The 14487-nt window shown below is 30.8% G+C and carries 14 protein-coding genes; 3 read left to right on the top strand and 11 right to left on the bottom strand.

What is annotated here, in order from left to right:
• A partial coding sequence (locus tag JJE11_RS04935) for an AAA family ATPase (RefSeq protein WP_291633207.1) occupies window positions 1–1145 on the bottom strand: 1145 nt, incomplete at its 3' end.
• A complete protein-coding gene (locus JJE11_RS04930; protein WP_291633206.1) occupies window positions 1135–2271 on the bottom strand; it encodes a DNA repair exonuclease in 1137 nt (378 codons plus the stop codon). The genes JJE11_RS04930 and JJE11_RS04935, both read right to left, overlap by 11 nt.
• A 268-nt stretch (window positions 2272–2539) precedes the next feature.
• On the opposite strand from JJE11_RS04930, the gene JJE11_RS04925 reads away from it, so the two are divergent.
• Window positions 2540–3505: a GGDEF domain-containing protein gene (locus JJE11_RS04925; protein ID WP_291633205.1), complete on the top strand. Its 966-nt coding sequence runs from the start codon at window positions 2540–2542 to the stop codon at window positions 3503–3505.
• 187 nt (window positions 3506–3692) lie between these two features.
• Here JJE11_RS04925 and JJE11_RS04920 read toward each other — a convergent pair whose 3' ends face one another.
• The 7 genes from JJE11_RS04920 to JJE11_RS04890 all read right to left on the bottom strand — a co-directional run bounded on the left by JJE11_RS04920 (window position 3693) and on the right by JJE11_RS04890 (window position 11420).
• Window positions 3693–4847, bottom strand: coding sequence for a gamma-glutamylcyclotransferase family protein (locus JJE11_RS04920; protein ID WP_291633204.1), 1155 nt, complete (start codon window positions 4845–4847; stop codon window positions 3693–3695).
• 616 nt (window positions 4848–5463) lie between these two features.
• A complete protein-coding gene (locus JJE11_RS04915; protein WP_291633203.1) occupies window positions 5464–6591 on the bottom strand; it encodes a sugar diacid recognition domain-containing protein in 1128 nt (375 codons plus the stop codon).
• A 140-nt stretch (window positions 6592–6731) separates the two neighbouring features.
• On the bottom strand, window positions 6732–7439 hold the full coding sequence (locus JJE11_RS04910) for an LrgB family protein (protein WP_291633202.1): 708 nt from the start codon (window positions 7437–7439) through the stop codon (window positions 6732–6734).
• A 4-nt stretch (window positions 7440–7443) separates the two neighbouring features.
• On the bottom strand, window positions 7444–7782 hold the full coding sequence (locus JJE11_RS04905) for a CidA/LrgA family protein (RefSeq protein WP_291633201.1): 339 nt from the start codon (window positions 7780–7782) through the stop codon (window positions 7444–7446).
• Window positions 7783–7943: 161 nt separating this feature from the next.
• On the bottom strand, window positions 7944–9191 hold the full coding sequence (locus JJE11_RS04900) for a glycerate kinase (RefSeq protein ID WP_291633200.1): 1248 nt from the start codon (window positions 9189–9191) through the stop codon (window positions 7944–7946).
• 253 nt (window positions 9192–9444) lie between these two features.
• A complete protein-coding gene (locus tag JJE11_RS04895) occupies window positions 9445–10749 on the bottom strand; it encodes an amidohydrolase (protein ID WP_291633199.1) in 1305 nt (434 codons plus the stop codon).
• Window positions 10750–11096: 347 nt separating this feature from the next.
• A complete protein-coding gene (locus JJE11_RS04890) occupies window positions 11097–11420 on the bottom strand; it encodes a hypothetical protein (RefSeq protein ID WP_291633198.1) in 324 nt (107 codons plus the stop codon).
• 619 nt (window positions 11421–12039) lie between these two features.
• Here JJE11_RS04890 and JJE11_RS04885 point away from each other — a divergent pair.
• On the top strand, window positions 12040–12948 hold the full coding sequence (locus JJE11_RS04885) for a GGDEF domain-containing protein (RefSeq protein ID WP_291633197.1): 909 nt from the start codon (window positions 12040–12042) through the stop codon (window positions 12946–12948).
• Window positions 12949–12952: 4 nt separating this feature from the next.
• Here JJE11_RS04885 and JJE11_RS04880 read toward each other — a convergent pair whose 3' ends face one another.
• On the bottom strand, window positions 12953–13495 hold the full coding sequence (locus JJE11_RS04880; protein WP_291633196.1) for a hypothetical protein: 543 nt from the start codon (window positions 13493–13495) through the stop codon (window positions 12953–12955).
• 32 nt (window positions 13496–13527) lie between these two features.
• Window positions 13528–13716: a DUF1801 domain-containing protein gene (locus JJE11_RS04875; RefSeq protein WP_291633195.1), complete on the bottom strand. Its 189-nt coding sequence runs from the start codon at window positions 13714–13716 to the stop codon at window positions 13528–13530.
• Window positions 13717–13909: 193 nt separating this feature from the next.
• On the opposite strand from JJE11_RS04875, the gene JJE11_RS04870 reads away from it, so the two are divergent.
• The coding region (locus tag JJE11_RS04870; protein ID WP_291633194.1) for a DUF3231 family protein at window positions 13910–14487 on the top strand (578 nt) is incomplete at its 3' end.

Genomic DNA, 14487 nt, shown 5'->3' with positions numbered 1-14487 from the left:
TCTTTAACTAGGGCTTCTTCATTTTTTAACAGTGTTTCGGAAGCTTTGTGGTCATTCTTTGCTTCTATAAAAGAAGTAAGAACTGGAATAAAGTCTTCATCTATTCTGTTTAATAGTTCCATAAGTGTTTTTTCCTTTAGGGCTAACTCATTTATGTGCTTGTACTCATTTTCACTAATAGGAACTAAATTACCTTCATTTTTAATTTCACTTTCAATTGAACCTTTGAGTTTTTGCAGGCTACCCTTTATTGTCTCACTCTCGTCCATTAAAGAATTACAATCCTTTAAAAATCCTGTAAGACTCTCGCAAGGAATATTTTCTTTTTCTAATGTTTTTTCTGATTCCGTATATTTCGTTATCTTTTCTGTAAGTGAGGTGAGTTGCTGGAATTTATTTTTATCTGTATTTAATTTCAATAATTTCTGAATATTTTTTTGCTTTTTTAGCTTATCATCCAAAAGATGATATTCTTCCATGTTTTCCTGTTGCTGGTTCTCTAGGATTTGAATTTCAGCTCTTTCACTGCGTAACGATTCAAGTTCATTTTTAGCCTCAATAAAAATTCCTTTTTTTCGATTTTTCGACTCCATATCTAAAGTTGCATCATTAAGACGATTCATTACAAGTTGCTGTGAAATATCTTCATCTCCTGAGAGAACTAGATTTGACATTAATTTTTCTGAAACCTCATCACTATTACCATTTGCGCCGAAGCTTCCAATTTGGCTTATAAAAACGCTTCGTTCAAACCCACCTAAATCAAGTCCAAAAAATCTTTTTCCAACTTCCTCATTCTTGCCAAGTGATACCGTTTCACCTGTACCCATTTTAATTAAATTCACTTTATCAGCACCAGGAGTAGCACCTATATCTTTCTGCAGAAGGTAAGATACTCCACCATGTTCAAATTCAACAGCGCCATTCATACTAGCTCCATCCCATGGCTGGTATTTCTTCCTTGAATTTTTATCGATACCTCTCCCTCTTTCAAGTTTGCTGTAAAACATCATTTTAATAAATGCCATAAGAGTTGATTTTCCATCTTCATTCTTGCCGTATACTATCTGAAATCCATCTTTTAGCTCTAATTCGTAATCCTTGAACTTACCAAAACTGCCAATCTGCAATTTATTAATCTTCACTATATTTAACCTCCCCGAAAAATGCCTTTACTCCGAGTCTAAGTGCTGTGTTTAAATCCTCTTTTTTATCAGGAGCTGCATCATTTATCCGTTCAATCATTTTTCTCATAAAAGTATTCCTAAGCGTTATTTCTGTTGAAGCCGAATCAAAATCAATTTCTATTGTTGTATGATCTTTAATCTTAATGAAATATACTTCATTAAGGGAGGCTTTCATATCATCAATATTAATACAAACATTATCCGAAATCATTCCCTCGAGGATTACCTTATATAGATTCTCAGAGTAAGTCTCACCATATTTTGATTTCATTTTATCTAATACAATATCAACTGCCATTCTAGAATTAATGGCTTCAGAAATATCTACATGAAGTTCAATATTCATACGCTTACACATCTCGTGATATTCCAGCTTGCAAAATCCTTTTGCTACTATTCCAAGGTAAACTCCTTTTTCATCAAGTTCATCAAATCCTCTTCCCTCTGGGCAACCAGAATAAGCGTAATATGTATCCCCAGTCTTTAGTACCTCAGTCTGTTTGTGAATATGTCCGAGTGCTATGTAGTCCATTCTACTCTTTGACAGTTGTGTTTCCGTAATTGGATTGTAATTACTTCTTTGATTTGTTGCAACGAGTTCACCATGAATTACACAGATATTAATTAGCTCGTCCCTTGGAACAGTAAAATTCTGAAGCATTGAAGCTGTTACATATGTTCCTGTAAAAGCCGCCCCCCACAGACGAACACCTAAATTTTCAATCTCTACACTCTCTAACCCATTTTTAAAAATAATGACATTTTCAGGCCAAAAATCTTTTTTTGAATATGGGGAATCTTCCGTAAGAGGATCATGATTTCCTGGTGCAATTGCCACAATGGTATCCGCTAAGCCTTCAAACCCATTTTTTATCTCGCTTAGCACATTATCCTCTATATGTACATTATCAAAAAAATCTCCTGCAATTAACAATATCTGAACTTGCTGCGTTTGACATAATTCTAAAATATTCATAAAAGTTCTTTTGATTTCAGCTCTACGAGTCACAGCTTTCCTACCAAGTGTTGTGAGCTCTGCTCCTAGATGAATATCTGCACAATGTAATATCTTTACCTGTTTCACATCTATACCCCCATGTATAATTAATCGTATTTTCTTTTCCTTCAGCACTAATTCACGTAGATTTTCGACATACTGAATCTTTTTCTACAATAATTAAATTATATCATAGCTGTAAATAAAATAAATAAAACAAGCATAAAAACCAAAAACTGTAAATTAAAACTGTTTTTCAATGTATTTTTTGTTATAATAGTATTTGATAAATAAATTCAATTATTAATTTCAGTCTATATCAAAATATATATTAAAATTTTGTGAGGTGTTGAGTATGGAATCTACAGATTTAAATAAAGAATACAACAATTACCAAGAATTAATGGAGAAACAAACCATAAAACATATTAAAACCATTAATGATTGTGAAAAACAAGTAGCGATGCTAACCTCTATACTTGATATATATAAGTATTTAAATGACTTTCAGTTATCAAAGGACTTATACGAAATATTAAGTGACATGATAGTAGGTATACTAGGGGTTTCCAATTGTACAGTAGCAATAGCTGTAAAAGGAAAGCTAATAGTAATGGCATCAATTAATCATGAAATAGGTTCTGAATTAGATACTTTTAGTAAAGTAGATAATTGTATGCTTGAATATATAACTAAAAACGATGAAATTATTGGTGCTATAGAAGTGCTTACAGCTAAAAACAGTACAACTCAGGGAGATACAAAACAATTTTTAAAACTTATTTGTGCTCAATTAGTATTTATACTAGACAATAGGTCACTTAATGAGAAAATATTGATTCAGGCTAATACAGATTTACTTACTGGCTGTTGTAATAGGAGAGCTTTTTATGACATGATAGAAAACATGCGTATTTATGAAAATGATTGTTGTATCTTAATGTTTGACCTAGACAAATTTAAACTTGTAAATGACAAGTATGGACATGAGGCAGGAGATATAGTATTAAAAGCATTTGGTGGAATTCTCCTTGAAAATACAAGTAACGATGATATAGTGTGTAGATATGGTGGGGAAGAATTTGTAGTATATTTACATGGATTATATTCAAAAGCATCAGCTTTCGCTAAAGCAGAGGTAATTAGAAAAGTGATAGAAAATTTTGTTGTGATAGCTGATGAAGTTGAAATAAAGTTTACATCCAGTATTGGGATAGCTGTTGCGCCTAAAGGAGTACGTAATATCCAAGATGTAATAAAAATCGCGGATATTAATTTATTTGAAAGTAAAAAAACAGGAAGAAACAAATCCACTGTTTAGATTTGATTTATTTGTATTTTCAAAAGATAAAATTTACAGTGTAACAATTCTAAAAAAAAAGCTATCAAAATGTAATGTTTATTACATTTTGATAGCTTTTTTATCATTAGTTGATCAGAGTATTTTTATTACTGCAATAATTCTATTAGCTCTAATTCTTCGGCAAATATACCTAATTTTTCATAAGTTATTCCTGTTCTGGTAACTCTATAACCCATTTTCTAAGGGTTTTTAAATTTTTTTTCGCTAATTCTTCAAGTTCAAACGATGATAGATTTAATTCACCTTTTTTTACAACTAAAGAAGCTATAGTTGTTCTATCATCCTCACATTCAAGGCTAAATCCATCCGGAATTGTTATTCCATTAATAATCCCACTTACAACAAAATAGGCAGAATACAATTTCGATGTAGGATGCCCACTACAGCAAAACTCAGTTTTATACCCCTTTCTATTTAAATGAAAAATTATATCAAGCATAGGAGTATCAATATCATCAAGCTTCCTTAAGCACTTTGGGCACAAAATTTTCCCTTCTTTGTAGGTGGTTAAACAATTCATGCAAGTTCTAGTTTTATGATCCAAATCAGAATTAACGGAATCTATACTTTCAAATGGTATTAAGCTATCGTTTAAATCTCTCTCAAGTATGCGATCTATTTCTTCCCTTTTTCCCCGAACAGAATAGTACTTTGCACCATCATTATATTTATCAACAACATCTTTTCTGTCCTGTCTTATAAATCCACTTTTTGTCAAGCAATCTACCAATAGGTGGATATTCAAACGCTTTATCCCTACGGTATTGGCAATCATAAACAAACTTGGAGCATTACGCTCTTCTCTTATATATCTCAAAGTATTTAATATTACTTCTTTAGAAGCCTCACAAAGAAGGTATTTATTAATATACTCTTCAGAAAACCCTTCTTCTATCATGCCAGCTTCAACTTTATTAACATATTCCTCTGAGGCTTTAACTCCATTTAGCTCCTTATTTACTATGGTATAAACGATTGCTTCAATAAATTCTTCACCCAGTTGTACACTTACAGTTTCACGTTTATAAATTCCTGCACTAACTCCTTCTCTCCTATCAATTGCCCTCAGTGCTCTACTACTCACCTTCAGCACCAGTCCAAGAACATAATCATGGTTGGAAGCTATAACATCAAGCACTCCCCCCTTCCATTTAGTAGATTCCCTTGTAAAAGCTAACCTGTAGTTATCAAGTTTTCCTATACCAAGTACTTCATAATTCTCCTCAGCATCATCTTTTCTCAAGGTCTTTTCAATTTCCTTTCGATTTATCAAACTTCCATAAGTAAATACTAGATTCATAATTATCCCTCCCAACGTAAGTAATACTAAAATTATACATTTTATTATTCAAACCCTTAATAACCCCATTATATCATAATAATTTTGTTAAATTAGGTGAATGCTGTCATCTTGGAAATTATATTACCTATTGTAGGTGGAAGTTTATCTTTGCTATTTGTAATTATTTATAGTAGATTTAATGACTTTCTGAATTTATATATATCATACTAAACAAAAGTTATTGTTAAATTTAATTAGATTTAGCAGCATTATTAACTGTGCTTAACTCCGTAAAATCAACGGCTTCATCGTATTATTAGTTAAGTGAAGTAAAGTGTCGAATTAGATTCTTGTTAAATTTAACTAGATTCTAATCAATAATTACTAATTAAATTCATCTTAGCAAACAGAAGTTTGAATATATCAGAAAGGCCTAATTATTGCATAAAATTCTGCTCACGTAAAAAATGGGTACCTATTTTACAGATACCCAAAAATATATTTCATTATATATATAATAACATATTGATGTCATCCTAAATTAATATATAATGCTATGAAAATAATTCATAGCATTTTTGTTTATTTCATATTCCTAGGAACCTATAAATGGGAAACCCAAAATTTTAATTAATTAAGTGCGTCTAAAATAATAAGCTAATTCATTAAGAAATTCTCTATGGGCAGCATTTGCAATAGGATCAATATTTAAAGTATCTTTTATTTTATTTAATCTAAAAAGCAATGTATTTCTATGCATGAATAGCGCTTTTGAAGTATTTACTATATTGTAATTATTCTTATTTAATACTTCTACTGATTCAGCAATGAATGTTTTTTCTTGCTCACTAAATAAAGTATTATAGACACTAAATATATTATCATAAACTTTTATGGTAGCAATACGCCTAATGTAATCTAAAATATAGTCATTAAAAAAGTATATGCCTTTATTCCCTTTTATTTCCAAACCTAATTCCTGCGCATGAAGATAAGATTCTCTATATTTGCTGATATTATCCTGCAAGGAGCCTACTGTAATACTCATTTTCTTATCACTATCTTCTTCAAAAAAATCATTTAAATAATCAGATATAATTAACTTATAATCTCTAATAGCCTCTAAACGTTCAATATTAATAGCCTTAAACATAACTATATCTCCATTTGTTGCTGTTGATATAATATCCTGAGATGTGTGACCCTCTGCACTCATCAGCGTCTTCATTACGTTTATAGAGTCATACTGTGAATTATGTTTAATAATAATGCAGGTTCTTAATGTATTTTTTGAAATTTCAAGTTCCTCTGCCATAGTATTAGCTAATAGCATATCTAATTTTTCTTCAAATAACAAATAATATAAAAACTGCTCGGTTTTATTTTTTCTTACATGTTCTACATCCATGTTAATTTCATACTCCAACATTACTTCCATAGATGATTTAACAAGCTGGGCAAATGCGTTTACACTTTCTGGTGCTCCAGATACACATATAACTCCCACATGTTTATCTTTATAATCAATAAAAAGATTTACTCCTGGTTTTGTACCTAAATATTTCTGGCCATCATTTACAATTCCAGATCCAAGGGTTCCATTTAACAAATTAAAAGCAACTTCATGAAAATTCCCAATTCTTGAAGTATCTTTACTAGCAATAATTATTCCCTTATCATTCATAATATTTACATTGTATTCTAAATTTTTTGCTGTTTTATCAATAAATTTTTGTGCTAATGCTGGACCTAAAAGAGACATATCGTACCTCCTTTCAAACCATTATAGTTTAAATGATATAGATTTTTTATTTTTTTGTCAATGTATACTACCCTTAATTTACCTTATTAAATGCCTTACACATAATTCTTATAGTAAGTTTACAAAACATGATAATAAAACTATATAATAGAAAAATGATGAAATATTTTAATTATCATAGGCGCAATAACAACTGTTATTAGTCCAGCAACCCCTATTGCTATACCACTCATCCCTCCCTCTATTTCTCCCATTTCCATTGCTTTAGCAGTCCCTAGAGCGTGAGAGCTAGTTCCCATTGCAATTCCAATTGCCACTTTATCTTTTATTCTCAATGCAGAAAATACCATAGGTCCAATAATTGCACCTGTTATTCCCGTTATAATAATTGCTGCAACTGTAATTTCCGGTATTCCTCCAATTTGCTTTGAAATCTCAATACCAATTGGCGTTGTAACCGATTTAGGTACTAATGATAACCCCAATAACTTATCTAATTTAAAAGCTTTTGATAATAAAATAATAGTTGTAATGCTTACTATACAACCAGCAAAAATACCAGCAATAATGGGTATTGCATTCTTTATAAGCAGTTTGAAATTCTTATATAATGGTACGGCTAAAACAACCGTCGCCGGCGCTAGAAGAAAAGATATAAGCTGTCCTCCCCTTTTGTAATCCTCCAAATTAATATTTAATATCTTAAGTACAATTATAACAATTACAATAGCAATCAAAAGTGGATTCAAAAATGCTTTCTTTGTCTTTCTATTAATAAAAAGTCCAATTTCAAATGCTATTAGAGAAATCATAACTGCAAATATAGCAGTTGAGAAAATGTCCTTCATACTTCTACCTCCTTAATAATCGCACGACTAGTGCCGTAGTAGACAAGACTAAAATGGTTGTAAAAATTACTATCAACAATAAAATGTACCATGAATCTTTAAGAATTCCTGTTACTGAAAGCAATCCAACACCCGCTGGAACAAAAAAGAATGATAAGTGCTCTAATAAAAATTTGCTAATCTCTTCAATTTGATGTAGTTTAATAATTCCAGTTAGAAGAGCTACTAATAATAAAATCATACCAAGTATATTCCCTGGTATTGGAATTCCAAAGACTTTATTAAGCACATCACCAATAGAAATTAATAGTAACAAAATCGCCATTTGCCTTAATATCTTCAATTATTAACATCTCCTTTTATGATTTTATAATAAAAGCACTTTGGAGATATACATACGTCTTCCAAAGTGCTTTTATTAGTTGAATCTTAAATCTTTAATATTACTTTCACTTGGACTATTTTAGATGTATTACCCATTTATTACATCCACTTTTTTAATATTTATTTGCACAGTAAAACTATTAAATCATTTACATTTGTGCCCGTTGATCCTATTATTATCAAATCTCCACTTGCCTTTAGTGCATGATACGAGTCATTATTGTCTAGATATACCTCTGGTAACATATTACACTTTCTCATTTTATCAGTTGTTGCACCATCCACTATTCCTCCTGCAGCATCCGTTGGTCCGTCTGTTCCATCCGAGCCTACAGAAAATACTATTATATCTTCAAGCTCTTCTATTCCCATGGCTGCTGCTAATGCTAATTCTTGATTTCTTCCACCTTTTCCATCTCCTACAATACGCACCACTGTTTCTCCGCCAACAATAATAGCACAAGGTGGCTTTATACTTGAATTACCTTGCTTTATTTCTCTGGCCATTGACGCTAAAAATCTACCAGCCTCTTTTGCCTCACAGTCCAAAGTTGATGAAATAAGCATTGGCTTATATCCTAATTTCTGTGCTGTTCCTGCTGCTGCTTCACATAGGGCACTAACACTTCCTGTAATAATACTTTCACAGTTGTCCACTTTTTTAGGTGTTTCCAAACTTAATACTTTTCTCAAGTCTTCACTTATTTGTAATTTGTATTTGTCTACTATCCTTAAAGCTTCTTCTGAAGTAGAACTATCCGGATATGCTGGTCCTGAAGCAATTGAGTCTAAACGGTCCCCAATTACATCGGATAGAACAATGGAATATATGTTAGCTTTTCCGCATTCCAGCGCAAATCTCCCACCTTTTACTGCTGAAAGATGTTTTCTTATTGTATTAATCTCAACTATACCTGCGCCACAACTTAGAAGCTGATTTGTAATGTCCATAATGTCTTCAAGGTCAACACCTAGCATTGGTTTTTCAAAAAGTGCGGAGCCTCCTCCAGATATTAAAAGTATAACATGATCTTTTTCTGTTAGATTAGAAACTAGTTCTATCGCCTTAGAAGCTCCTAATATAGAGTTTTCATCTGGAATCGGATGTCCCGCTTCAATTATTTCAAAGCCTTCTATGGGCCCATTTGAATGTTCATATTTTGTAACAACAAGACCCTCTGATATTTTATCTTTTAAAGTATTTTTCGTGGCACTGGCCATATTCCAAGCAGCCTTTCCTATTGCTATTACTACTACCTTTCCGGTAAATTCCTTTTTTTCTAATGCTTTTATTACTGCCGCTTCTGGCAGAACGGCTTTTATAGATTCTTCGATAATAATTAACGCATCTTCTCTAATTGTATACATCTGTACACCTTCCTTTTTAATAATCTTTGACGTCACATCGTTAAACCTTAAAATGATTGGATGTTAGTTAAGTTTTCTTATATAAAATAAGAATAACTTATATTCCCTCTTAATAACATATCAATCTTATCTCGAATTTCTTATAGTTTATGTACAAACTATACAAAAAAATAAATCTAAGCTTTTCTCTACTAGCAATGTTGGAATTTGAAGGGTCCATGTCAACATTTACATGCGTTTTAGACATTCTTCTTTACTTTTTTAAAATATCATACACTAAAATAGAAGTGATTTTTACTGCATTTTTTAAACACCCTTCATTAAAGTCAAATTTACCATTATGATGACTGGCCTTGATATCACTCCCAAACAACATGTATACTGCTTTGCCCCCATTTTCTTGAACTCTTTTCATCATATATGAAAAGTCTTCACTAGCACCTAGATTAACTTTTTCATCAATAACTTTATTAAATCCATTTATGTTTTCTCCAAGAGTTTTGACTTTATATATTAATTCACTATCACTATCCCCACTTTCCGCTCCACCCATTTCTTTAATCTCTAGGTGGACATCATACATAGCAGCAGAGGCTTCTAATACCCTTATTGCCTGTTCCTTCATATATTTATTCAAGCTGGATGTATCTCCCCTGGTCTCAATCATCATGTAGGCATTTGCAGGAATAACATTTCTACCTGTACCTGCAGTTAACTTTCCAACATTTATACGGGTTGCTCCTTCACTATGTCTTGGTATGGAATGTAAATTAAGTGCCGCAGTTGCTCCTGCAAGTAAAGCATTTCTACCTTTTTCTGGACTTCCCCCTGCATGGGTAGCTACTCCAGTAAGATAGGCATCAAATTTTGATGTTGCTAAAAATCCTCCTACTCCACAGTAAAGCTCTCCTAAACTATCTTCTTTAATTCCAATATGTCCTGCTAAAATATAATCTACATCATCTAGTACTCCTGAAGTTGTTATCGACTTTGCTCCCCTTACACCTTCCTCTGCTGGTTGAAAAATCAACTTGATTTTCCCCTTAATTCTATCTTTTATCTCCATAAGTGTTTGTGCCACGCCTAAACCTATCGCTCCATGCCCATCATGACCACAGGCGTGCATTACATTTTCATTAATAGAGTTAAATCCTTCTTTGTAGGGCAAATGATCCTCTGCGTTACTTTCAGAAATATCTAGAGCATCTATATCAAATCTCAATGCAATTGTTGGTCCCTCTCCAGCGTCTAGTATCCCCACAACTGCAGTGAATCCACCCTTGACCTTTTCAATATATTCTTTATCAGCCCCTTGCTTCAATGCTCGTTTATAATGCTTTTCTAATACCTCTTCATCAGGAAGTCCCATTCTATCCTCTTCACTCATAACTTCTTTTCCAACTTTAACCTCGTAACCTAAATCCATTAATTTCCGGGCAATAATTGAAGCAGTTCTAAACTCCGTCCAAGCAGATTCCGCAAATTTGTGAAAATCTCTTCTACGTTCTATTATTTTATTCTCTATACTATCTATGTAAATTTGAATTTCGTCTTGCATCTATAATCCACTCCTCTCACCTGGTACACTACCTTTAAAGAATATATAATCAAATACTAAATTTAATTAGATTTGAGATGGCTATCACAGTTGATTACCAATAACTTTTCATATTACATTTATAAAAGTGCCCTATTTTATTATAGGACACTTTTTTATAATTCATATGTATACTATTATAAAGCTATTGCTAAATTTAATTAGAATTAACAGCATTATTAACTAAAACTTAACTCCATAAAATCAATGGTTCCAGTACATTATAATTTAATTCTATAAAGTGTTGAATTAGATTCTTGCTAAATTTTACAAGAATCTAATTAACTTTACTTACTCTTAATTATCTACTACATATCCAAGTCTTTTAGTAAGTCTTTTGCATTCTGAGCATCTTCTAGCTGAACTTGTATTTCCATAATATTATTAATTATACCAATACTGTTATACATTTCTCCTTTAATTATATATTTTATTTCACCATAATCTAAAATCGACTTAACTATAGGTATTATAGAACTGTTACCAGTTTCTGCTATAGTAACAAGTCCTGAAAATTCAAATTCTTCATTTTCCAATTCCTCACTTGGCAACTCTTCAACTAATTCGATTTTACAGTCTGCACAGAAATTAAATCCATCTCTATATTCACATTTACATTTTGGACAAAACATATTTATTCCCCCTTAAGAATTTTATTTAATACGGATTATTCTATAAGTGTTTACTAAATACAGTTTATTTATATACTAATAATAACATAAATTTAAGTATATGGTCTCATCCGTTTCCCATTGTTCATTTAATTTTTTCATATAAATTTGAAAACACTAATTTTTTTATGTACTGCTTGTTCTTATTTATTATATCCTTTACACTCACACCTAAAAAAGGATTAATTTAATTATTTAGTATTTTATATCCATTTCATAGTAATAATTGTATAATTGAATAAATACATATTTTATAATGTAGTTTTATATTAAGGAAAATTAAAAATAACTTTGATAAGGAGGAGTAGATGTGATAACAACGTATAGGGTATCCTCGTTTTTTATAAGTCTACTTTGCATTTTAACGGCTCATTGCTTACTAACAAGAAAAAAATCAATAAAATTCTGTATTGTTACTTTTATATCGAATACTTTATTTATTTTTATAAATGGCATTTATGTTTCAACCCATATACAAAACCCAACAATTGTAAAATTTTCAATATATCTTATTGTCTTTTTATATATAGTTTATTTTCATTTAGTATTTAAAGAATCAATCTCAAAAAAAGCCTTTACTATGTTTAGTATTTGGTTATATTCTACAATTGCACTTCTTATCGCAATTAAATTTGCAGAATTAATTTCAAATGTTAATAATGTTGAATATTTTCAAAACCTTATTTACATTATTAGAAATTTCATTCAAATTTTTTTATTGATATTAACTTATTTTTGGATAAGTAAGCCATACAAAACAATTCTTAATTTAGTATCTGACAAAGCCATTAGTTATATGTCTTTGTACCCAGTTATTGCATTTCTATTGTTAATTACTAACTTTACTACATCCTCAGGGCGCTTAACAAATTTTAATTCTATTTATGCTATGTTATTGTTTTTATCATTTATAATTTCTGGATATATACTCGTATTTGCAGGAATATCATCAGCATCTCAAATATTATCTCTGCAATGTAATATGAAGAAGCTAGAATTAGATTCAAAGATAGATCCCTTAACTGGTCTATATAACCGAAGATACATTCTGGAAAAGCTTGAATATGAATTTACAAAATATAAGAGAACTAAAAATAATTTTTCAATTATTATTGCAGATATAGATTTTTTTAAAAAAATTAATGATAAGTTCGGACACAACTGTGGAGATCGTGTATTAAAAATAATATCGCAAAGCCTACAGGCTGCAGTAAGAGAACAAGATTCTATATGCAGATGGGGTGGGGAGGAATTTCTTATCTTACTCCCAGAAACAGAAATTGAGGGTGCCCATATACTGTCTGATAAAATTAGAAAAATTATAGAAAAACTAAATATAGAGTATGAAGGAGTTCAAATTCCAATTACAATGACCTTTGGGGTAACAGTTAATGAAGAATATGAAATGATTAATGATACAATAAAAAAAGCAGACAAAGCGCTGTATGAAGGAAAAAACCTAGGCAGAAATTGTGTTATTTCAGGATAAAATACTATGTATTAGAATTTTTTAATTTAAGTTTTTTAATCACTCGCTGCACCCTTGGACGATTATAACGTTGGACTATAATAGGGTATATATTCATAAATATATTAAGAAATATTAACCATATCGTTTCCTTAAATGAATACACCACACAAACATATACACTAATGAGAGCAATTATAATAGCGATAATTCCGTGTCCAAATTCGGAGGTTCTAGTTCTGTACTCATAATATTCTAATAAAATCAATGATTTCCTAATAGGAGTTTCTTTTTTTCTACTACTCTCCCAACCACTTAACACTAGCAATTTTCTAAAAAAATGAACGCCAAGGTACTTGTATATTTTCCCTTCATCTTCAATAGTGTGGCTATTAAAATAAGATGATTTGAGTGCTGGTGTCCATAATGTTACCACAATAGACATCCAAAACATCAACAAGAAATTTAGTATAATACTATATGATAAAGAACTCATACTCATAAAAGGAAATACAGTAAATAAACCCACCCCACATGTAGTGGCCAATACAATAACTTTAGTTTTCATGCTATCCCCCTTAACTTTAACTTAAATTTTTTTTATTTCAACATATTTTTATAAAAAGTAGGCATTCCATAACTTATCTTTTCTTTTGCGCCAGGTACAGACTCTTTTATAACTTTTCTTATCGTTTCAAGTAATTCCCGAATCTCAGGAGGAAATTCAAAAATATATTCATCAATTGACTGAGAAGTAACTTTGTTTTCTTCAATGATTTCTCCTTTCACATAACAGTTTTCCTCGTTATTATCAATTATACTATTAAAATGATACTAAATCATTAACTTAAAATAAGAACAGTAATGAATTTAACTTACTGGGCGCACTTAAATATGTTATAAAATATTAAATTAAGTACATTTTTTTATAAAATATGTTAATACTAATTCTAATAAATTATTTATTAGGAGGTCTATATTTATGGGCAATATAAAAGACATACCCTTAATTTCATCAGAGATAGGTGGATTATGGGAGTCATACATGAGTGATTCTATGCTAGTATGCGTACTTAAATATTTTCTAAACCAAGTTAAAGATAATGAAACTCGTGATATTTTACAACAAACATGCGATTTGACAGCGCAACATATTCAAGAATTAACTAACATTTTTAATGAAGAGAAACTACCAGTACCAAATGGATTTACAGACAGCGATGTTAAAATAGATGCTCCACGCTTATTTACTGATGGTTTTTATCTACAATATCTAGGATTCATGTCAAGAGTTACAATGCATAATTACACTCTAATTTTAAATCATATAGCACGGTCAGACATGAGAGATTTCTTTACAAAGCGTATCTATGAAAGCATTGACCTTTATAATAAATCAGCTGACCTAAGATTATCACAGGGTATATTTATTAGAGCTCCAAGAGTAGAAGTAACTAAAGAGGTTCAATATGTAAAAAGTCAAAGTTTCTTCTTTGATTGGTTTGGAGAAAAAAGACCTATGATTGCAGCAGAAATAACCTACATATTTGGAGGTATTTT

The organism is Clostridium sp. (genome assembly GCF_016650095.1).
Classification (GTDB): domain Bacteria; phylum Bacillota; class Clostridia; order Clostridiales; family Clostridiaceae; genus Clostridium_AD.
The sequence above is the reverse complement of the archived record's forward strand: the minus strand, read 5'-3'. Positions and strand labels throughout refer to the sequence as shown.